Genomic DNA, 19,093 nt, shown 5'->3' with positions numbered 1-19,093 from the left:
CGCGAAAATCATTGCGGAAGGTTGCGCGGCGAGTATGCCCCGCAACCTTCCGCAATGTTGTGTCTGTCCGCCCTCAGGCCTTGGTCACCCGCACCGAGAACCCGGCCTCGGAGTCCGTGACCCAGCCCTCACCGGGTTCGCCGCGCACCATCGAGGTGGCGAGGACCTCGTCGGCGATCTGCCGGGCGTGCTCGACGACCGCCGCCGTGAACTCCTCGTCCGAAGCGGCCCACTGGAGCGAGATGCGGTCGCTCACGTCCAGGCCCGAGGCCTTGCGCGTCTCCTGGATGAAACGGATCGCCTCGCGGGCCAGTCCGGCCCGAACGAGTTCCGGGGTGAGCTCCAGGTCGAGCGCGATGGTCTGGCCGTCCTCCTCCACCACCGACCAGCCCTCACGGGGCCGTTCGGTGATGAAGACGTCCTCGGGCCGCAGCGCCACCTCGCCGACTCCCTCGACATCGATGGACACCTGTCCCGACGAGGCCAGCTCCGAGCTCAGCATCGCGGCGTCCGCGGCTGCGATGGCTGCCGCCACCACCGGGGTCTGTTTGCCGTACCGCTTGCCGAGCGCCCGGAAGTTGGCCTTGGCCGTGTAGTCGACGACGTCGCCGGCAGCGGTGAACGCGTCGACCGCTCCGACGTTGAGCTCGGCAGTGATCTCGCCGACCAGTTCGTCGTCCAGCTGTGCCCGGGCCGCGGACCCGACAAGAGCCCTCGACAACGGCTGACGCGTCTTCACCTTGGCTTCGGCGCGTGCTGCGCGTCCCAGCTCGACCAGCCTGCGGGCAAGTTCCATCGACTCGCCGAGCTTCGCGTCGATCAGTGACTCGTCGGCGACCGGCCAGGTGGTCAGGTGCACCGAATCAGGGCCATCCGGGTTCGTAGGGACGAACAGGTCCTGCCACACGCGTTCGGTGATGAAAGGCGTCAGCGGGGCCATGAGCCGCGTGAGCTGTTCCAGCGTCTCGTGCAGGGTCCACAGCGCCGACGGGTCGCCGTCCCAGAACCTGCGCCGGCTGCGCCGCACATACCAGTTCGACAGCTCGTCGACGAACGCCTGGATGAGCCCGCCCGCGTGCTGGGTGTCGAACTTCTCCAGGTCGGAGGTCACCCCGACGATCAACTGCTGGATGGCCGAGGTCAGCCACCGGTCGAGCACATGCCGGTCGGCGACCGGCGGGGGCGTGCCCTCGGGACGCCAGCCGTTGGCCCTCGCGTACAGGCTCTGGAAGGCGACGGTGTTCCAGTAGGTGAGCATCACCTTGCGGACGGTCTCCTGGAGAGCGGTGTGCCCCACGCGCCGGGCCGACCACGGTGAGCCCGAGCAGGCCATGAACCAGCGCACCGCGTCGGCGCCGTGCTCCTCCATCAGTGGGATCGGCAGCAGGATGTTGCCCAGGTGCTTGGACATCTTGCGGCCGTCCTCGGCCAGGATGTGCCCCAGGCACAGCACGTTGCGGTAGGACGACTGGTCGAACACCAGCGTGCCCACGGCCATGAGCGTGTAGAACCAGCCGCGGGTCTGGTCGATGGCCTCGCAGATGAAGTCGGCCGGGTAGTGCTTCTCGAACTTCTCCTTCGACCCCTCCACGTACGGGTAACCCCATTGCGCGAACGGCATCGAACCGGAGTCGAACCATGCGTCGATCACCTCGGGGACGCGCCGGTAGGTGCCCGGGGTGCCGTCGATGGTGAAGGTGATGTCGTCCACGAAGGGACGATGCGGGTCGAGATCGGAAAGGTCCTTGCCCGCGAGCCTGCCGAGTTCGTCGCGCGAACCGACGCACACCATATTCGACGGGTCGACGTCGTTGCGCCAGATCGGCAGCGGGGTGCCCCAGTACCGCGATCGCGACAGCGCCCAGTCGATGTTGTTGCTGAGCCAGTCGCCGTAGCGCCCGTGCTTGATGTTGTCGGGGTACCAGGCCGTCGCCTCGTTCTCACGCAGCAGCGCGTCCTTGATCTGCGTGGTGCGGATGTACCAGGAAGGCTGGGCGTAGTAGATCAACGGAGTGTGGCAACGCCAGCAATGCGGGTAGGAGTGCTGGTAGGGCAGGACCCGCCACATCAGGCCGCGGGCGGTGAGGTCGTCCATGAGGGGCTTGTCGGCGCTCTTGAAGAACATGCCGCCGACGATGCCGACCTCGGGCGAGAACGTGCCGTCCTTGCGGATCGGATTGACCATCTCGAGGCCGTAGGCACGGCAGACCGCCAGGTCGTCGGCGCCGAAGGCGGGAGCCTGGTGCACCAGGCCGGTGCCGTCCTCCGTGGTGACGTAGTCGGCCAGGACGACGTAGTTGGCCTTGTGTTCGAACTGCACGAGCTCGAAGGGACGCTGGTAGTCCCAGCGCTCCATGTCACGCCCCTGGACGGCGTCGACGATCTCCCAGGCGGGCTCGTCGTCCGCGGTGGCCCCCAGCAGGGACGCGAACAGCGGCTCGGCGACGACGAGTTCGCCCCCCGCAACGCTCCCTGAGCCTGTCGCAACGCCCCCTGAGCCTGTCGAAGGGCCCCCTGAGCCTGTCGCAACGTCCCCTGAGCCTGTCGAAGGGCTCCCTGAGCTTGTCGAAGGGCGAACCCGCACGTAGGTGACGTCGGGGTGAACTGCCACGGCGGTGTTGCTGACCAGCGTCCACGGGGTCGTCGTCCACACGAGCAGGGACGCGCCCGCCCATGGGCCGCTGGTCAGCGGAAACCTCACATATACCGACGGGTCGGTGACGTCCTCGTAGCCCTGGGCGACCTCGTGGTCCGACAGAGTGGTCTCGTCGCGAGGGCAGTACGGGGCGACGCGGTGGTCCTCGACGAGGAGGCCCGCGTCGAAGATCTTCTTCAGCGCCCACCACTCGGATTCGACGTAGTGCGGGTCCATCGTCCAGTAGGCGTCGTCGAGGTTCACCCAGTAGCCCATGCGGCGGGTGAGTTCGGTGAACTCGTCCACGTACCGGGTGACCGAGGTGCGGCACAGTTCGTTGAACTTCTCGATGCCGAAGGCCTCGATCTCGCTCTTGTGATCGATGCCGAGTTCCTGCTCGACGGCGAGTTCGACGGGCAGACCGTGGCAGTCCCAACCGGCCTTGCGGTCGACGCGGCGTCCTTGCATGGTCTTGAACCGCGGGAAGACGTCCTTGAAGACGCGAGCCTCGATGTGGTGGGTGCCAGGATGGCCGTTCGCTGTGGGCGGACCCTCGAAGAAGGTCCACGACCGGCCGTCGCGGGTGGCCTGCCAGCTGCGGTTGAACGTGTCGTGGCGGGCCCAGAGCCCGAGGACCTGGTGGTCCATGGCCGCCAGGTCGATCTGCGCGGGCACCGCACGGTACTGCCCGGACGCCTGCTTGACGCTCTCGCTCATCGTCATCCCTCGTCAAAAGCCGATTCAAGGGACGAAAACCCGTGTGCGGGCGTCCGCGGTACCACCCTTGTTGGGACGCGCTGAGCGCCCCCACTCGATAGCAGCCCTGCGGCCGGTTCTAATGGGCCGGGTCGTCGTCCCGGCTGTTCTTCCGGCGGCTCCGGGGTGATGGCCCCATCACGGCCTCGCAGCAGCGTCCCCAATTGTAGGCGACGCCCCCGTGTGCGGAAAACCCGGCCATCGCTCCTGGTGAGGGGGCGGAGGAAAGGATTTTTTCGTTCGTTGTAACGAAATGGCGGCCGAAGTCGTCGTACTAGGTGAGGCCGAAAACGGCGACGCGCCGCTGGGGGGTGTGCGCGCACCGGTTTTCCAAGCCCCGGCCGCGACTGGCATCCGCCGGATGGGTGCGTTGTCAAGGTCGGTTGTTGGTGGACGCTCGGGGGGAGCGTCCACCAACACGTGCAGTGGTGAACGCCCGCATTCCGAAGGGTCGGGGGGCCCGGAGGCATCACCACCGCGCTGCGGGGCTTGGAACGGCCGAAGACCCCAGCGGCAGGGGAGGCTATTGTGGGGGTGCGATTTTCGCTGCACATCAGTGCACAGCTATCGCCCCGCCGATTGCCCGGCCTGAACCCGTCAGGAGGCTGCTCGTGGGTGCGCCTGACGGCTACCAGGAGTTGGTGCGACAGGAGACGCCAGCGCTCTTCCGTCGCGCCCTTCTGCTCGCCCACGACTGGCACCTGGCGGAGGATCTCGTCCAGGAGACGGCCATGACCGCGCTCACGAAGTGGCGCCAGGTGCGGGCTGCCGACAACCCCGCCGCCTACCTGCACACCATCCTGACGAATCACTTCCTCACCCGCACGCGCAAGCACAGCTACCTCGAGTCGCCGACCGAGATCGAGGTGCCGGGTTCCGTCGACCCCTGGCCGGGCATCGACGCCGAGATCGAGGTCGCGAACGGGCTCGCCTGCCTCACCCCCCTCGAGCGCGCCGTGGTCGTGGCGCGCTACCTGGACGATCAGCCGGCCAGCAAAGTTGCCGAGCAACTGGGACGACAAGAGACCTGGGTGCGTGTGACCGCGCACCGGGCACTCGGAAAGATGCGGACACAGCTATCCCAACCCGAGCCCGAGGATGCCGACGAGCGGACCACCGCCCGTGGCCGCCGTGGATTCGCCCGACGAACGACGCGGGGGGATTGACATGGACATCAACGACCTCCAGCGGCTCCGGGACATGCCGGCCCAGCCTTCGTCCTTCAGCAACGCGCTGGCCGCCAAATCGATCAATGCCGCCGTTCAGCACCACAGTTTCGTGCGGGTGCGCACGATCGGTGCCGCTGCCGCAGCCGTGGGCGTCGTCGCTATCGCGGTGACCCTTACTGTGGACATTGTCGCTTTTTGGCGGTGTTTTGTGATCGCTTAGTGACGGGTGTGGCTGGCCGGCAACTGACGGAAAGCAGAGGTAGTCGGCTCTGTGTGTTAGTTGGTCAGAGTAGGGAGCCGAGGTCGGAGCCGAGGGAGGGGTAGGTGGCGGTGGTGGATTTGAGTTGCCGGGTGGTGAGACCCAGTTTGATGGCGATGCCGAAGGTGTTGATCAGTTCGGAGTAGCCGGGGCCGAGCAGGTGCGCGCCAAGGATCTGATCGGTGTCGGTATCGATGATGATCTTCGCGGCGGCGGTGGTTTCGGCGACCCGGTAGGTGGAGTACCAGTTGCTGGTGTCAGTGAAGCGAACGGCGGTGTTGTGGCTTGTGGCGGCTTCTTCTTCGAGGAGGCCGACCCGGTTCAGCTCCGGGATGGTGAACACGGTCGTGGGGACCCCGGTGTAGTCGGGTGCTGTGGTGGTTCCTTTGAGCATGTTCGACGCGGCGACTTTCCCCTCAAACACGGCCACCGGAGTCAGGGGACGTCCCGCGGTGTCGGCGGCGTCTCCTGCGGCATAGACGGCGGGGTTGGTGGTGCTTTGCAGGTGCCCGGCGACGGTGACTCCACGTAGGCTGCCGGCAATACCGGCAGCGTCCAAATGGAGGCCATCGAGGGCGGGGACGCGACCTGCTCCATGAACGACGAGGTCCGCGTCAAGACGGGTGGTCGTGCCGTGGGTGTTGATGCTGATCTGGAACCCGGCGGGGGTGGCCTCGATGGCGGTGACGTTGGTGTTTCGGTAGACGTGGATGCCGGCTTGCTCGGTGCGGGAGGTCAGCAACTCCACCAGGTCGGGGTCGAACTCGCGCAGGGGTCGCGGGCCGTGGTCGATGATCGTGCACTGCGCGCCGGTGCGGGCGGCGATGTGCGCGAACTCGAACGAGATGAAGCCGCCGCCGATGAACACGATCCGCTGCGGTAGAGCATCGAGGTCGAGGAATTGGGTGCTGTCGATGAGGTGTGCCGCACCGGGGAACGTCAACGGCCTCGGGGTGGCCCCGGTGGCGATGAGGAAGCGGTCGGCGTGGTGGGTAGTGCCATCGATGGTGAGGGTGTTCGGGCCAGTGAACTCGGCGTGGCCGTGAAAAGTGGTGGCACCGTTGCCGGTGAGTTCGTCTTCCATGCCTTTCGGGACACCGTCGGTGAAGCCGCGCTTGCGCCGCATCAGGGCCGGCCAGTCGACACGGAGGCCGCCTTCTGTGATGCCGGTGTCGTTCATCAGCCGGGCGGCATCGACGATTTCGGCGCCGCGGCGGAGGATCTTTTTCGGGTCGCATCCCCGGAGCGCGCAGGTACCGCCGTAGGGCAACGCGTCGACAATCCCGACCCGCCAGCCCTGCGCCGCACACTTGTTCGCAGCGGACGTGCCCGCCATGCCTGCACCGATGACCAGCAGATCGAACGCGTCACTCACCGGATACCCGCTTCGACGGTCCTGATGGCGTCCCGGATCTGCTCTGTCGTGGGCGACCCGGCAAGACCTGCCGGTGTCAAATACACCCGGCACGACAGGCCGGGCGGAGCTTCTGGCGCGGGAAACAGCGGCACACCGTCGGCCAGGAGAGTCGGGGACCCGCGGAAGTCGAGAGCTTCCGCTTCCTCCTGCGTCTCGATGAGCTGCCGGCTCACCGTGACGTCGGATCGTTCCGCGGCGATCACCGCGAGGCGATCCGCGGCCGTCTCCCAGTTCGGGCACCCATCGAAGTACTGCAACGTGATCTGCATGCATCGACCGTAAACGTTGCAGCCCGGTACAAGGTCAAGTGGTGAAATGGGGGTATGCGCATTGGAGACCTCGCCGCCACCACGGGAGTCAGCACCCAGACCCTTCGTTTCTACGAACGCGAAGGGCTACTTTCTGCACCGAGTCGACAAAGCAATGGATACCGGGTCTATGACGATGAGGTCGCTTCCCGCGTCGGATTCATTCGCGCCGCTCAATCTGCCGGATTGACGCTGGCCGACATCGCCGGAGTCCTCACTCTCCGGGAAGACGGGCAGGCGCCCTGCTCGCACGTGCACTCGCTGCTCGATGGCAAACTCAATGAAGTCAGGGTCCGTCAACAAGAACTCGCCCGTCTCGAAACAGAACTCGTCGACATGCTCACCACCAGTTCGGCCGTCGACCCAGCGACGTGTGGTCTGCGCCGTTAGATGGCGGGGTTTTGTCGGTGGTATGTGGCGGTCAGTCAGGTGACTCCGATGACGAGGGTGCTGGCGGCGGCTTCGATGACGTCATCGGTGATGGTGTCGAGCTCGTTGATCTTCAGTATGCGCTCGACCTGGGGGAAGAGGCGTTCCAGGAGCCGGAAGTTCCCGCGAGTGATGCGGGCAATGGCGGCGATGGCTTGGGCGTCGGTGAAGTCCGCGGGGTCGAGTGTCTTGCCGAGGGTGACCCAGTGCCGTTGCAGGACGAAGAGCAGTTCGTCATTGCCCAGCGGTCGGTATTGGTGAGCGAAGCCGACGCGGCTGTAGAACTGCGGGTAGTGGCTGAACTGTTTCTCCAGGCCGGGCATGCCGATGAGGATGAGGGCGATGTTGTCGCGGTCGTAGCGGTCGCGCAGGAGTTCCAGAGCCGTGGCGCGGAGTCGTTCGGACTCATCGACGATGATCAGTTGCACGTAGTTCTCGAAGTGTCGCTTGCGTGACGTCACTATCGGGCCCTGACCGACGGGGTGCAGGTGCTGCTCGATGCAGATGTTGGTGCGGGTGACGACCTCGTGGAGCTCCTCCTGCAAGGTCCGTGGGGTGGTCAGGACGCTGGGGGTGTAGAGCACGGTTCGGCTCTTGGCCAGCGCGGCGTAGACATTCGCGTCATCCTCGGTGCGAGGACCCCAATCGGTCAGCAGGTCGTGGGTCTGGTCCCAGCGGGCGTAGCGGCGCGCGGACAGGGTCTTGCCCACGCCGGCGGGCCCGAAGCACAGGCCGATGGTGTGGCCGCGGCGTACGGCGTTGGCGAACTCGGTGAAGCGGCGGTGTTCCTTGGTCACGATGAAGCGCTGGTTCACCTCAGGTCCTCCTTGTAGACCTTCAACTTCCGTCGCGGCGCCGGCGGCGCCTTGGCCGGTGGGGTCGGGGAGGTGTGGGTGGCCACGACGGCGATGCGTTCGTTGATTCCTTCGCGGAGGGCGCGGCGGCGGGCGTTGCGGGCGGCTTGAATCTCTTTGAGGCTGACCTTCTGGCCGTGGTGGTCCTGGTTGACGGCCTTGCAGATGAACTCCTCGTGGTCGAAGACGCGGATCTCGGTGATGTCCCTGGGGTCGTAGCGGATGAGGACCGATCGCCCGACGTAGCCGGCCAGGGTCGGGGAGATGTAGCGCAGCCCCTGGAAGCGGATGCCGTCGCGGCGCACGATCCTGGTCTTGGCCACGGTCAGCAGCAGCCCGTCGAGGTCTTCCAGGCTCTCGGGCATGCGCGGCAGCCAACCCTCCCCGATCCACGCAGCGCGTGGTGAGGTGCCGATCTCGCTGTGGGGCCGGTCGTTGTAAGTGGTGACGAACGATTCCAGGGCGGTGTCGAGCTCTGCCAGTGACAGCTTCGGCGTGGGCCAGGGGTGCCCCCTGGTGATGTGTCCGGCGAGATCTGCCAGGAGCTCGGTGTTGACGGTGCCGAAGAACCTCTCGACCTTCCCGCGGCCCTGCGGGCGAGCGACGGTGGAGTGGATCAGCCGAATGTGCAGATCTACGGCGGTGGCGGTGACCTGGTGGCTGATGAAGTCGCTGCCGTGGTCGACGTAGAGCACGTCGGGGATGCCGCACATCGGCCAACTCAGGTCGCTCTTGTGCCAGATCGCCTGCCGCAGCGCCAGGGCGGTGTTCATCGCTGAGGGTGCGCCGAGGAAGACGGTGTAGCCGCAGATCGCCCGGGAGTGGTCATCGATGATCGTGGTGAGCCATGGCCGGGCAGGCTTACTGTCGGCGCCCACCACGAGGATGTCGAGCATGGTGTGGTCGGCCTGCCACATCGCGTTGGGGCGCTCGGCCCGTCGGCGCAACGCCAGCTCGTACTTGTCGCGATACGACGCCGGCCCTTCCAGGGCGAGGGTGACCATGCCCGGATCGAGGCCGGCGACGATCGCCCGCACCACGCCATAGGAGGGCACCGGCCATCCCTGCTCCTCGCAGATGGCACTGACCTTGCGGTGGACGGTGATGATCGCCGGGCGCGGCTTGCTCAACGCCAGCCCTTCGACCAAGGACACGAGCTCGGCGGGCAGGCGATGGCTGCCGGCATCAGCGCGTCTTCGCGCACCGAGGCCCGCGTAGCCCTCGGCACGGTAGCGGCCGTGCCAACGCTCCAGCGTGCGCAGCCCGACACCGGTGTCCCGGGCCAGGGCGGCGAGCGGGATCTGGTCCTCGACGTGAAGCCTGAGGATCTGCCAGCGCCCGGCCGCGTCCATGACCTACACGGCGCTTCTCGACTGCCGTGGTTGCACCACTGGGGCGCTGTTGCGGTTCAGAGCACGGTAGATGGTGGCGCGGCTGACGCCCAGCACCGCACCGATCTGCGCCACCGTCATCTCGTTCTCCTCATACATCCGCCTCGCCGCCTTGACCTGATCCGGCGACAGGGCGGGCGGTCGCCCGCCTTTGCGGCCACGGGCCCGGGCGGCGGCCAGTCCTGCGTGGGTGCGCTCACGGATCAGGTCCCGCTCGAACTCGGCCAACGCGGCGAAGACATGGAACACCAGCCGCCCACCCGAGGAGGTGGTGTCGATCGTCTCCTGCAGGGAGCGGAACCCCACGCCGCGCTCGGACAGAGTCTGCAACTGGTCGATGAGATGCCGGATTGAGCGACCCAGCCGGTCCAGCCGCCACACCACCAGCGTGTCCCCCGGACGCAGCTGGTCCATCAGCTTCTCCAACTCGGGCCGGTGGTCCAGGGAGCCCGAGATCGTGTCGACGAAGACCCGGTAGCAGCCGGCTGCGGTCAGCGCGTCGATCTGCAGCGAAGCGTCCTGATCGGTCGTCGACACACGCGCATAGCCCAGCAGATGCCCCATGGCGTTGACTGTAGCGATACTCATCCAGCACGGGAAGTATCGAGCCATAGAATCCGGCACTGAGTTTCGTTACAAACGCCATGGGTTGAGAACCGCGAAGTGTCAAGCATCCGGAAGAGTGCGACGAGCCCTCGTCGTCGCTGTAGCGGAATCGTTCGTTAACGGTACGACGCGATAGTGCGGGCGCGCGCCTGGAGCCTCCACGCGTTCTTCGCCAAGCCACCCGCGACGGCCGCCGCACTCCGCCGCGAGTCATCAACGATTCCCGCCCGGATCGCGATCTCCGCCGGGGGACGGTGTCGGTCCGCCAACCTCGGCGAAGAACTGCGTTCTGAGGCTGCCTGGGGATCTCAAGGCGGTGGCACAGTGGGCGGTGTCGTCGGGAGAGTGACGGTGAAGGTGGCTCCCTGACCGGGGCCGTCGCTGGTGGCCCTGATGTGTCCGCCGTGGGCCTCGGTTAGGGCTCGGGCGATGGTCAGGCCGATGCCGCTGCCGCCGTGCTGGCGGGAGCGGCCGGGGTCGGCGCGGTAGAAGCGCTCGAAGACGCGTCGGAGGTGCTCGGGGGCCAGGCCGTCGCCGGTGTCCGCCACCGCGAGTTCGACAGCGCCAGCGCCGCTGCGGCGGCCGGTGAGCGTCACGGCGCCAGGTGCGGCGGTGTGCCGGAGGGCGTTGTCGAGCAGGTTGGTGAACACCTCCTGGATCCGGTCCTGGTCCACGCGCACGTCAGGCAGGCCCGCGGTCACGTCGGTCCGCAGGCGCACCCCGGCCCTGGCGTACGCCGCCCGGGCAGCCTCCACGGCGGCATCCACCAGCTGCGCGGGGGCCATGGCTCGCAGGTGCAGGTCGAGCCGGCGTTCCTCGGCTCGGGAGACGGTGGCGAGGTCGTCCACGAGCCGTTCGACGCGCGCCAGCTCAGCGTGCAGGGTGCGGACCGCGTCGGCGTCGAGCTGCAGCACGCCGTCGGAGAGGGCGTCGATGTATCCGCGCAACGCCGTCAGCGGTGTGCGTAGTTCGTGTGCGACGTCGCGGAGCATCTCAGCGCGAGTGCGCTCGGTGACGGCGAGGTCGTGCGCCGTCTGGTCCAGCGCCTTGCCCAGGGCCTCCAGCTCCGGGCCGGTGCCCCTGACGCTCACCCGGGCGGTGTAGTCTCCGCCGGCGATGCGGTCTGCCGCGCCGGCCATGGCCTGGATCGGTCGGACGACCCGCCGTGTCACGAACCAGCTCACGGCCAGCACAGTGACCAGGGAAGCGAGCACGGCCACGGCGAGGGAGGTCCCCGTGGCCCCGAGGAAGGCCGCGATGATGTGCCGCTCAGAGGCGGCGCCCACCGGCTCGGGCATCTGGCTCAGGTGGTCCTCGAACAGCCCGGGGGCGAGCATCAGGGTGACGCCCAGGAGGGTCAGCGCACCTGTCACGACGACGAGGCCCTGGGCCAGGAAGAGGCGCGGCCCGAGGCCCACGGGCCGGCGGGTCATGTGCCGGCTCCCATGCCGTAGCCGAAGCCGCGTACGGTGCGGATGTAGCGGGGAGACTGGGCGTCGTCGCCGAGCTTGCGCCGCAAGTTCGCCACGTGGACGTCCACGACGTGGCGGTCGCCGAACCACTGCCCGCCCCAGACCTGTTCGAAGATCTGATCCCGGCTGAGCACGTGCCCGGGACGCTCGGTCAGGACGTCGAGCAGGTCGAATTCGGTACGCGTCAGCTCCAGGCGCTGACCGCCGCGGAGGGCCTCACGGGTCACCGGGTCGATGGTGAGGTCCCCGACCCGGCGCACCGGCTCATCCCTGGCCGTGCCGGCGCGTGGGCGCCGGAGCATCGCACGCACCCGCGCCACCAGCTCCGGCGCCGAGAACGGCTTTGTGACGTAGTCGTCCGCCCCCGTGGAGAGCCCGATCACCCGGTCGAGCTCCTCGGTGCGGGCGGTCAGCATGATGACGTAGGCGTCGGAGAACGTCCGCAGCCGCCGACACACCTCTAGTCCGTCGATGCCCGGGAGCATCAGATCCAGCACGACGACGTCGGGCTCCCGGTCCCGCGCGAGGTCCAGCGCGGCGTGCCCCTCGCCGGCGACGGCTACCTCGAAACCCTCCCGTTCGAGGTAGCCGGCGACTACCTGGACTGAGAGGTCCGGCGCTGGCATCCCGTTTCCGTTGGGATCCTGCGAGTTATGGGTGCCTGACTCGCTCAACGTAGCAGAGCACAGCGCTCCTAGTCCAGATATCAACGACGGCGATCCTCGGAAATTGCGAGGGTCGCCGTCGTCGTGTGCGGGGTGGGTGCCTGGCTGGTGCGCCCGTCGTCGCTCTCCTCGCTCGCCGCGCTGTCGTCGCTCACCCTTTGGCCGCCGCCTCGCCGTCGCGCGCGTCGTCGTCGCTCGCCCCCTGGGGGGTGACCCCCGAGCTCGCCGGCCTGCCCGACCGGGTCGCATAGCAGGTGGAAATGCGTCTGACCTGAAACGTACGGGGGGACTCGCCTCCACCCCACACCGTTCGCGCCGGGGCGGCCGAGCTGGCCGGCGACGCTTGCGTTAGAGCGTCGACTCGAAAGAGAACGCGACCTCCGAGCCGACCCCACTCTCCTCGGAGTAGCGCCAGCCGTCCCACTCGTCACCGTCCCTGAGCTCGTCGACCGAGCCGGGGAACCCGGTCTCCTCAGCGAGGCACTCGACGCCGAAGTACATCCCAGCCATGATGCCGAAGCCGTCGAGGTCGCCCTCGGCGAACTCGCCCGATGTGTCGAGGTTCTCGGCTATGTCGTCGCCGCCGGCCATGGTCTTTGCGGCGTCGCCCTTGACTTCAATGTGAACTGTGTTCCCATCGAGGCGGAACAGATCCGTCTTGGCGTCGGGCTTGTGGCAAGCGTCGTAGGCGGCTTGGGCTGCGTCGTTCGCAGCGGAACTGCACGCGGTGAGCGCGAGGACGCACGCCATAGCGGCGCCGGCGCCCACCAATCGGAGAGCGGCGTGACTCATGGTTACTCCTAAGTGCATGGCATCGATCGATGCCGGTCGTCGTCCCGCGATGGTCGACGCTGATACTTCGATTATCGGCTGGTCGGGGCCAAATTTGAGGCGCCGGGAGATGACCCCGGCCCACGCCCGGCCCGCGGACCGCGACTCATGGCGGCTTGCGACGCTGCGACCGCTCCCAGGTGAACGTGGCAGATACGAGCCACTGAGGTGCGATAACCTGCAGCCCAATCATCCTCTCGAAGGCGGGGTCATGGCGCGGTTGCCCTCGGGGCCCCTGGGGTACCAGGCCCTCAAGCTGGAGATCGCGGGTGCTTCGCGGGCAGGCGGCACCGGTGCGGTGCACAACGTCCGCCTCGCTGCGTATGCGCGCGAGAAGTCAGAGGAGCGGCCGTATGGAGTCGTCAACGACTTCATCGCCTCAAGGCTCGGTCTCGCCATTGGCGCGCCGGTGCCACCAGGGGAGCTCGTCGCGATCGGCTACGGCGCTACATACGGCTACGTGTCGGTCGGGTTCGGAGAGAACGGACAGAACCCTCCTCCAGCGGACTTGGACGCTCTCGTGGGAGATCGCCTGTGGGAGGCCACCGGGATCGTTGCCCTGGACCACTGGGTGTTCAACGGCGACCGCCACGACGACAACCTTGGTTACCTGCCAACGCTCGGTGTCGCTGCCTTCGACCACGACTGCGCACTCATTGGTCCGAAGCCGCCGGATCCCCTCAAGTCGCTGGAGGACCACCGACACAAGCCGCTCCTCGGACACCCTATTGCGCGGATCCTCCCGACCATCGAGTATCTAGAGGAGTGGTTGGAGCGCATCAAGTCAGTCCGCGATGAGGAGATCAAGCGCATCGTGGGCACCTGTCAGCTGGCAAGACTCGTCGATAGGAACCTCGCGGAGGCGCTGGTTGACTTCATTGTCCATAGGAGGGACTACCTTCGAATCCTCGTAGAGGCTGCGCGAGACGACTTCGCTGTGGTGACGCAGTGGACGATTCCGGAGAGGGGCTGAGATCCACGATGACATCTTGGTACCTGCTGAAGCACCGTCCTGACGTCCTCCGTAATGAGCCTGTGAATGTTGGCGTCATCGTCATGGGTGACGATGGGTTCGCCGCGCGCTTCATCGGTGAGGACGACACGGGGAAGATCGACGGTCGTTCACTCCCTCGTGCATTGGGTGGTTCGGAAACCTACAAAGCCTGGGTGACGTTCGTCCGGAAGGAAGCCGAGCGAAGGCGACTGGACGAAAGGGTCGAGCGCCTGAGGCGTCGGCCCGACAATTACTTGCTGGAACGGTGCGGCGAGATTTGGGATGAAGCCTGGGCCCGTGACCCTGCAAGTTGTGCCAATGAGTTGTTCAAGGAGTTGGTAGGCGAGCCCCGTCCGCACGAAAAGTCAGTCGATGAGCTGGCGGAGGAGACCCTGAGCGAGATCCGTCTGCCCTACGGGCACCGAATCGAGCGCGATGTACCCATCGGGATCGAGATCAAGGGCGTGCGCCGGTCGTACACCTTTGACTACCGCTACCAGCACGGCGCCACGACTCTGATGGAAAAGTTGTCGTTGCGGGACTCCGCGAAGCGGAGCGAAACTCGCGTGAACGACCTGCTATTCCGCATCGATAACGTAGGGCGGGCAACGTCGATCGATGACTTCGTCGTTATGTATGTCCCAGGTGGCGCAGAGTGGGAAAGGCAGGTCAACCTGATCGAGAAGTACGCCAATACGGTTGATCTCACGGAAACCGAAAGCGCCTCGAATCTGGCGGCTGCTATGGGAGTGCCGGTCCTAAGCGTGTGAGCTGTTAGCCGGGCTCCTCCTAGGTCGGGCGCCGCCCGGCACTGGGCAGCGGGCGGAGCGGCTGGCCCTGCTTCTCTTGGTGTTGATGGCTGGCGCAGAGGCCGCACGCAGCGGCCCGGTTCGTGCAGCCAGAGAACGCGCAAGCGTCGCCTTCACGCGGTCGCCTCCCAGCTCTGCACGAGCGTGCGGATGCGTTCGGCAGCGTCGGCGCCGGAGACCTCGAACGCCTCGATCTCGTCGAGTGCGGCGTGCGTGTCGGCCCATCTGTCCGAGCCCTCCTCGTGGGCGTCAGCCCACTCCTGGCGCATCGCGGCCAGCCATCCGTCGCGGGTGAGGCCCGGGGACAGTCGGGGGAGCGGGTGGACGGGCGCGCTGCGGGGGCGCTTGCGACGCATCAGACCACACCCTTGATGCCGTAGGCGCCCCGGGCGGCGCCGCGCCGCTGCGGGCGCTTCTCCTCGCCCTCGTCGCCGGTGGGCAGGCGGAGGGACGCGATGAGACGCGAGAGCACGATGGCCTGCTGGCGGGCCTCCACAAGGTACGGGCTGGCGACCTCGTCGCCCTTGGCGCTCGTCACCGTGAGGGGGGCGTCGCGCTGAGCGGCGGCGAGGGCGTCGAGGCGGTCGGCGACGCGGCAGGCTTCGACGAGCAGCAGGGCCTCGTGCTCCTCGATCTCGAACTGGTCAGCGATGGAGTGCCACAACTTCTTGCCCGAGGTGCCGAGCCCGGCGGGCGTGCGGCGGTTGGTGGTCATGGATCTTGTCCTCTCGGTTTGGTGCCAGGGGGGCGAGGGGCCTATAGCCGCCTCGCCCGCCTGGCGGTCAGTCGAACAGGGCGGCGAGGTCGCCCGTGTCGGGGCCGGCGTCGTCGAACAGGCCGGCGAGATCGCGCAGCTCCTCGCGCTCGGGCGTGGCGAGGCGCTCGACGACGGCACTGGCGGTGACGAGGGCGTCGCGATCGGCGGTGGTCAGGTCGTGGTTGGCCGTCAGAGCGTGGAGCGCGGCGGCGACGGGGGAGTCGGTGCTCATGGTGGGGATCTCCTCAGTGGTAGTAGGACGGGATGAGTGCCGGCGTGTGTCCCTTGGCGTGCTGGGTGATCCGGAAGCCCTCGCGGAGCTCGATGGCGTAGAGCTCGTCCATCTGGCCAGCCGTAGCCATGTGGCGGCGCACGGTCAGGCTCGGCGTGATCTCGCGGACGTCGATGGTGAGGTCGAGGAAGCACGCCTCGTTGGCCGTGATCCACGCCTCGGCCGCCTCGAACGCCTCGGCCGCGGGGCCGTGCCACGGGAGGTTGCGCACGATGTAGTTGGGGTTGCCGGCGAGCTGGTCGATGGCCCGGTCCCGGGCGGCCAGCAGGCGCTCGAACGCCGCGCGGGCGGCCCGGACGGCGCCGACCGCCTCCTCGTAGAGGCCGGGCACCGCCGCGCCGTCCTTGAGGCCCTGTGCCTCGCTATCGGCGTCGATCTGGCGGTCCAGGGCGGCGCGCGCCCGCTGCGCCTTGGCGAGCAGGGCGTCGCGGGTCGCGCCGAGCTTGAGCCGGCCGTCCTCGAAATCGGGGCGCTTGGCGGCCTTGGGCTGGCGTCCGTCCTCGACAGCGGCGACGGCCTCCTCGTGGATCTTGGCCTCGTAGTCACGCTCGGCGTCGTCGACGGCCTGGAGCTTGTGGAGGGCGTCGAGGTAGTCGTCGATGGTGCTCTCCAGCGCGTGCACCGCCGCCGCGCACTCGTCCGTCTCGGGCGGGCGCCGCGTGAGCATGAGCAGCTTCTCGGCGGGGCCGGCCAGCGTGTGCCGGTACTCGCCCTCGGTGACGAGCTTGATCTGTGCGGACATGGTCGGGTGCTCCTCTACTTCTCCCCGGCGGGGCGGTCCCGCCGGGTGGTCTGGTGGATCTGGCGCGCGAGGCCCTGGAGGGCCCGGTGAGCCCCGGGCGGTACGTCGAGGGCGCGGAGCACCTCGGCGGCGGGAAGGGCGGCGACGTCGGCGCGCAGCAGGCTGATCGGGCCGTCTGCGTCCGCGTGGGTCAGCACGTCGGCGACGGTGAGCCTCACTCGAACCGCCCCCGCACGAACGCCTCGGCCGCGGTGAACTCGCCGGCCGCGAGGGCGCGCAGGGCCACCTCGACGGCTCTGGCGCCCGAGCGTGGCGCGGGCACCACCCAGCGGGAGCGATAGACCGCGCCCGGCTGGCCGCACGCGGCGACGCCCACCTCGCGCACCGCTGAGGCCTGCTCCTGGGTGGTGCCCGCGACGCCGTCGATGACGACGGCCACAGGACGCCGCCACTCCTCGGGCACGCGGAGGACGGGGCGCGGCCGGGGCTCGATGGTCGGCTCGGCGGCACGGTGCCGGACGCGCGAGGGACGCTCGCCCGCGAGCAGGACTGCCGCCCGCAGTACCTCATCGCTGGCAGTGCGGACGGCCTCGCGTGCCTCCTCTGGCGCGAGTGCGAGCAGGCGGCGTGCCGCCTCGTCACGGGCGTTCACCGCGTACCGTCCTCGGCGCCCATGTTCAGGAAGGCCGGCGGGGTAGGTGTCGGGGCCGTCCACAGCTCGCCGGTCGCCCCGCTCGGCAGGACGGCGAGCGCGGCGGCGGTTGCCTGGGCGGCCTGGGCGTAGACCTGCGCGGCGGCGGCGTACTCAGGATCGAGCACCGGGCCGGCGTCGGCCGTGCGGCCCTCGGTGATCAGGACATCGAGCGCATCGAGGTAGCGGGTGAGCCGCTCCACGAGCTGGTCGGTGCCGGCCACGGCGGCGGGCGTCTTGCTGGTCATCTTGTTGCTCCTCGTGTAGTCGATAGCCGTGTGGGTTTGCGGGTATTGAGGGTTATGGATTGGTCCCTCTCACTCGTTCCCTGTCACTGCTCCCCCCCGTCAGGGCTTCGGAGAAACCCTCCAAACCCGTAAACCCGCACGCCTGGGACGGCTGGAGAGTCTCGACGCGCCACGACTTGCCCTTGCGGTCCTCGCCGGCCTCGATGACTCGATAGCCGCCCGCCCACTGGTTGCGGTGGTTGGCCAGCCAGCGACCGAGGGACTTGGCGACGTCCTCGTAGCGGGCGTGCCGGGGAGCAAGGTCGCCCGGCAGGTCGCTGCACCGGATAGTGGCCGTGTCCTTGTTGTCGAAGGCGTCGTTGCGCCGCGTCTTGTCCACGACGTCACGCGCCCGCCACGCGCCGGCGCCGAGCACCTCGTGGACGGCCGCCAGGAAGGTCGCCCACTCCTGGGAGTCCTCGCCGTCGTCGGCGGGCTTGGTCTCCTGGGCATCGAACGTTCCGTCGATGCCCGCATGCCGGAGCATTGCGCCCACGCTCTCGCGGACCTGAGCGAAGGTGTCGGCGCGCGACTCGGAGGGAAGCCCCGGCCGGCCGTCGGCGTACCAAGCGCGCACGATCGTGAGCAGAGCCCAGAGCAGCTCGCCCCGATGGTCCTCGGCCCAAGCCTTGAGGTCGGGGATGCGGAAGCCGGTCCGCATCTCCGGCTGGGGGACGCCGGGGTCGATGCGGACGTGGATCATGCGCCGCACGAGGTCGCCGCCGAGAGAAAGGTTGTTCCCGGTGAAGATGAACAGCCGGTCGTTGACGGTCTCGATGCGCTCGCTGGCACCGAGCCGGCGGATGCCGTAGGTCTCCGACGTCAGCACGCCTGCGAGCACCGGCGAGCGGAGCGTGCCGGTCACGTTGTCGAAGTGGACGACGGGCGCCGTTGTCGTGTCGAAGATGGCGCCGAGCTCCTTCTCGAACTCCGCCTCACTCGATGGCGTATCGATGCGGAGCACGGCGCCGTGCAGAATCCGGTATGTGGCGGCCAGCAGAGACTTGCCCGAGCCGCGCTGGGGGGCCTCGATCACAACCCCCGCGAAGGGACCCGGGAGGGCGTTGCGGAGCAGCGGCGAGGCCAGCGTGCCGAGAAAGTTGGCGCGGTCGCTGGGGGTGACGAAGTCGAAGTCGTGCACCATCTCCAGCAGCAGGGCACGGGCGCGGTCGACCTCTCCCCGGCTCGGGTGCTCGGAGACGCGCTCCACCACGAGCCCACGGTCGGGCAGGTAGAGGAACCCTGTTGTGTCGTCGTAGCCCGGCACGTCTAGCACCGTGCCGTCGCGCCGGACCATCGGCGTGTGGGTCACGCCGCGCAGAGTGCGCACGCCGCGCAGGTCGTCGAGCCCGTCGACCGCGGTCCTGGCGGACGTGATCGGGAACAGCGAGGGCTTCTCCCGCGGCGTGCGGTCTGCTCCCATGACCACCCGGAAGCAGTCGAACCGGCCGTGCACCATCGAGGCGAGGTGGCCAGCCGTCATGATCCGCACCCGCGCCGGCCCGTCGCGCTCGTCGGCGGGCGTGTAACCCTCCTCACCGATGCGCGGCACAAGGACAAGGAAGTCGCCGCGCCGGAACGCGCCAGCCAACGGGCCGCGACCGAGGTTGCTCGCGAGCCACCTCGCCGCGGTGGAATCGTTGCTGACGTCGAGCCTGGGGAGAGTCCGGCCAGCGGCGGCCTCGATTGTCGTCGCGGTCACCGCCGCTCCCGCGGGTGCCCCGTTCGT

The 19,093-nt window shown here is 68.1% G+C and carries 22 protein-coding genes; 5 read left to right on the top strand and 17 right to left on the bottom strand.

What is annotated here, in order from left to right:
* Positions 1-73 precede the first annotated feature (73 nt).
* Positions 74-3,352: an isoleucine--tRNA ligase gene (locus tag FB473_RS00110; RefSeq protein WP_376837331.1), complete on the bottom strand. Its 3,279-nt coding sequence runs from the start codon at positions 3,350-3,352 to the stop codon at positions 74-76.
* Between the two features lie 650 nt (positions 3,353-4,002).
* On the opposite strand from FB473_RS00110, the gene FB473_RS00105 reads away from it, so the two are divergent.
* Positions 4,003-4,557, top strand: a complete 555-nt coding sequence (locus tag FB473_RS00105; RefSeq protein ID WP_167163709.1) for a sigma-70 family RNA polymerase sigma factor — start codon at positions 4,003-4,005, stop codon at positions 4,555-4,557.
* Position 4,558: 1 nt separating this feature from the next.
* Complete coding sequence (locus tag FB473_RS00100; protein WP_167163708.1) at positions 4,559-4,780, top strand: hypothetical protein; 222 nt, start codon at positions 4,559-4,561, stop codon at positions 4,778-4,780.
* A 64-nt stretch (positions 4,781-4,844) separates the two neighbouring features.
* Here the strand turns inward: FB473_RS00100 and FB473_RS00095 are convergent, their stop codons facing one another.
* Both FB473_RS00095 and FB473_RS00090 read right to left on the bottom strand, forming a co-directional pair.
* The gene (locus FB473_RS00095; RefSeq protein WP_167163706.1) at positions 4,845-6,194 is read right to left on the bottom strand and encodes an FAD-dependent oxidoreductase; all 1,350 of its coding nucleotides are present in this window, start codon (positions 6,192-6,194) and stop codon (positions 4,845-4,847) included.
* Positions 6,191-6,505, bottom strand: coding sequence for a thioredoxin family protein (locus FB473_RS00090; RefSeq protein WP_167163704.1), 315 nt, complete (start codon positions 6,503-6,505; stop codon positions 6,191-6,193). Before FB473_RS00090 ends, FB473_RS00095 begins: the two co-directional genes overlap by 4 nt.
* 54 nt (positions 6,506-6,559) lie before the next feature.
* On the opposite strand from FB473_RS00090, the gene FB473_RS00085 reads away from it, so the two are divergent.
* Positions 6,560-6,934 carry a heavy metal-responsive transcriptional regulator gene (locus FB473_RS00085; RefSeq protein WP_167163702.1) on the top strand — a complete coding sequence of 125 codons (375 nt, stop codon included), beginning with the start codon at positions 6,560-6,562 and terminating at the stop codon, positions 6,932-6,934.
* 35 nt (positions 6,935-6,969) lie between these two features.
* Here the strand turns inward: FB473_RS00085 and FB473_RS00080 are convergent, their stop codons facing one another.
* From FB473_RS00080 to FB473_RS00055, 6 genes are all read right to left on the bottom strand, one after another.
* Positions 6,970-7,788 (bottom strand): AAA family ATPase, encoded by an 819-nt coding sequence (locus FB473_RS00080; RefSeq protein ID WP_167163700.1) that lies wholly within the window; start codon positions 7,786-7,788, stop codon positions 6,970-6,972.
* On the bottom strand, positions 7,785-9,179 hold the full coding sequence (locus FB473_RS00075) for a Mu transposase C-terminal domain-containing protein (protein WP_167163698.1): 1,395 nt from the start codon (positions 9,177-9,179) through the stop codon (positions 7,785-7,787). The genes FB473_RS00080 and FB473_RS00075 overlap by 4 nt, the downstream gene beginning before the upstream one ends.
* A 3-nt stretch (positions 9,180-9,182) precedes the next feature.
* Entirely contained in the window at positions 9,183-9,782 is a 600-nt protein-coding gene (locus FB473_RS00070; protein ID WP_167163696.1) for a recombinase family protein, read from the bottom strand.
* A 350-nt stretch (positions 9,783-10,132) separates the two neighbouring features.
* Entirely contained in the window at positions 10,133-11,257 is a 1,125-nt protein-coding gene (locus FB473_RS00065) for a sensor histidine kinase (RefSeq protein WP_167163693.1), read from the bottom strand.
* Complete coding sequence (locus tag FB473_RS00060) at positions 11,254-11,922, bottom strand: response regulator transcription factor (RefSeq protein ID WP_167163691.1); 669 nt, start codon at positions 11,920-11,922, stop codon at positions 11,254-11,256. The genes FB473_RS00065 and FB473_RS00060 overlap by 4 nt, the downstream gene beginning before the upstream one ends.
* Before the next feature lie 387 nt (positions 11,923-12,309).
* Positions 12,310-12,753, bottom strand: a complete 444-nt coding sequence (locus tag FB473_RS00055; RefSeq protein WP_167163689.1) for a hypothetical protein — start codon at positions 12,751-12,753, stop codon at positions 12,310-12,312.
* 250 nt (positions 12,754-13,003) lie between these two features.
* Here FB473_RS00055 and FB473_RS00050 point away from each other — a divergent pair, with 250 nt between their 5' ends.
* Both FB473_RS00050 and FB473_RS00045 read left to right on the top strand, forming a co-directional pair.
* Positions 13,004-13,765, top strand: coding sequence for a hypothetical protein (locus FB473_RS00050; protein ID WP_167163687.1), 762 nt, complete (start codon positions 13,004-13,006; stop codon positions 13,763-13,765).
* Entirely contained in the window at positions 13,741-14,556 is an 816-nt protein-coding gene (locus tag FB473_RS00045; protein ID WP_167163685.1) for a hypothetical protein, read from the top strand. Before FB473_RS00050 ends, FB473_RS00045 begins: the two co-directional genes overlap by 25 nt.
* 152 nt (positions 14,557-14,708) lie before the next feature.
* Here the strand turns inward: FB473_RS00045 and FB473_RS00040 are convergent, their stop codons facing one another.
* The 8 genes from FB473_RS00040 to FB473_RS00005 all read right to left on the bottom strand — a co-directional run.
* A complete protein-coding gene (locus tag FB473_RS00040; RefSeq protein WP_167163683.1) occupies positions 14,709-14,951 on the bottom strand; it encodes a hypothetical protein in 243 nt (80 codons plus the stop codon).
* Entirely contained in the window at positions 14,951-15,310 is a 360-nt protein-coding gene (locus FB473_RS00035) for a hypothetical protein (RefSeq protein WP_167163681.1), read from the bottom strand. The genes FB473_RS00040 and FB473_RS00035 overlap by 1 nt, the downstream gene beginning before the upstream one ends.
* A gap of 67 nt (positions 15,311-15,377) precedes the next feature.
* On the bottom strand, positions 15,378-15,584 hold the full coding sequence (locus FB473_RS00030; protein WP_167163679.1) for a hypothetical protein: 207 nt from the start codon (positions 15,582-15,584) through the stop codon (positions 15,378-15,380).
* Between the two features lie 13 nt (positions 15,585-15,597).
* Positions 15,598-16,386, bottom strand: coding sequence for a hypothetical protein (locus FB473_RS00025; protein ID WP_167163677.1), 789 nt, complete (start codon positions 16,384-16,386; stop codon positions 15,598-15,600).
* 14 nt (positions 16,387-16,400) lie between these two features.
* Complete coding sequence (locus FB473_RS00020) at positions 16,401-16,604, bottom strand: hypothetical protein (protein ID WP_167163675.1); 204 nt, start codon at positions 16,602-16,604, stop codon at positions 16,401-16,403.
* Complete coding sequence (locus FB473_RS00015; protein ID WP_167163674.1) at positions 16,601-17,038, bottom strand: hypothetical protein; 438 nt, start codon at positions 17,036-17,038, stop codon at positions 16,601-16,603. The genes FB473_RS00020 and FB473_RS00015 overlap by 4 nt, the downstream gene beginning before the upstream one ends.
* Complete coding sequence (locus FB473_RS00010) at positions 17,035-17,325, bottom strand: hypothetical protein (protein WP_167163672.1); 291 nt, start codon at positions 17,323-17,325, stop codon at positions 17,035-17,037. Before FB473_RS00010 ends, FB473_RS00015 begins: the two co-directional genes overlap by 4 nt.
* Positions 17,326-17,377: 52 nt before the next feature.
* Positions 17,378-19,093: hypothetical protein (locus FB473_RS00005; protein WP_208390372.1), on the bottom strand; the 1,716-nt coding region annotated here is incomplete at its 5' end.

Origin of the sequence: Brooklawnia cerclae, from assembly GCF_011758645.1 — a bacterium.
Lineage (GTDB): Bacteria > Actinomycetota > Actinomycetes > Propionibacteriales > Propionibacteriaceae > Brooklawnia > Brooklawnia cerclae.
The sequence above is the reverse complement of the archived record's forward strand: the minus strand, read 5'-3'. Positions and strand labels throughout refer to the sequence as shown.

Coding starts and splice junctions, on each gene's coding strand:
- FB473_RS00040 (WP_167163683.1), bottom strand. CDS start 14,951: ATGCGTCGCAAGCGCCCCCGCAGCGCGCCCGTCCACCCGCTCCCCCGA.
- FB473_RS00055 (WP_167163689.1), bottom strand. CDS start 12,753: ATGAGTCACGCCGCTCTCCGATTGGTGGGCGCCGGCGCCGCTATGGCG.
- FB473_RS00065 (WP_167163693.1), bottom strand. CDS start 11,257: ATGACCCGCCGGCCCGTGGGCCTCGGGCCGCGCCTCTTCCTGGCCCAG.
- FB473_RS00070 (WP_167163696.1), bottom strand. CDS start 9,782: ATGGGGCATCTGCTGGGCTATGCGCGTGTGTCGACGACCGATCAGGAC.
- FB473_RS00050 (WP_167163687.1), top strand. CDS start 13,004: ATGGCGCGGTTGCCCTCGGGGCCCCTGGGGTACCAGGCCCTCAAGCTG.
- FB473_RS00035 (WP_167163681.1), bottom strand. CDS start 15,310: ATGACCACCAACCGCCGCACGCCCGCCGGGCTCGGCACCTCGGGCAAG.
- FB473_RS00075 (WP_167163698.1), bottom strand. CDS start 9,179: ATGGACGCGGCCGGGCGCTGGCAGATCCTCAGGCTTCACGTCGAGGAC.
- FB473_RS00025 (WP_167163677.1), bottom strand. CDS start 16,386: ATGTCCGCACAGATCAAGCTCGTCACCGAGGGCGAGTACCGGCACACG.
- FB473_RS00060 (WP_167163691.1), bottom strand. CDS start 11,922: ATGCCAGCGCCGGACCTCTCAGTCCAGGTAGTCGCCGGCTACCTCGAA.
- FB473_RS00030 (WP_167163679.1), bottom strand. CDS start 15,584: ATGAGCACCGACTCCCCCGTCGCCGCCGCGCTCCACGCTCTGACGGCC.
- FB473_RS00010 (WP_167163672.1), bottom strand. CDS start 17,325: ATGACCAGCAAGACGCCCGCCGCCGTGGCCGGCACCGACCAGCTCGTG.
- FB473_RS00085 (WP_167163702.1), top strand. CDS start 6,560: ATGCGCATTGGAGACCTCGCCGCCACCACGGGAGTCAGCACCCAGACC.
- FB473_RS00100 (WP_167163708.1), top strand. CDS start 4,559: ATGGACATCAACGACCTCCAGCGGCTCCGGGACATGCCGGCCCAGCCT.
- FB473_RS00090 (WP_167163704.1), bottom strand. CDS start 6,505: ATGCAGATCACGTTGCAGTACTTCGATGGGTGCCCGAACTGGGAGACG.
- FB473_RS00110 (WP_376837331.1), bottom strand. CDS start 3,352: ATGAGCGAGAGCGTCAAGCAGGCGTCCGGGCAGTACCGTGCGGTGCCC.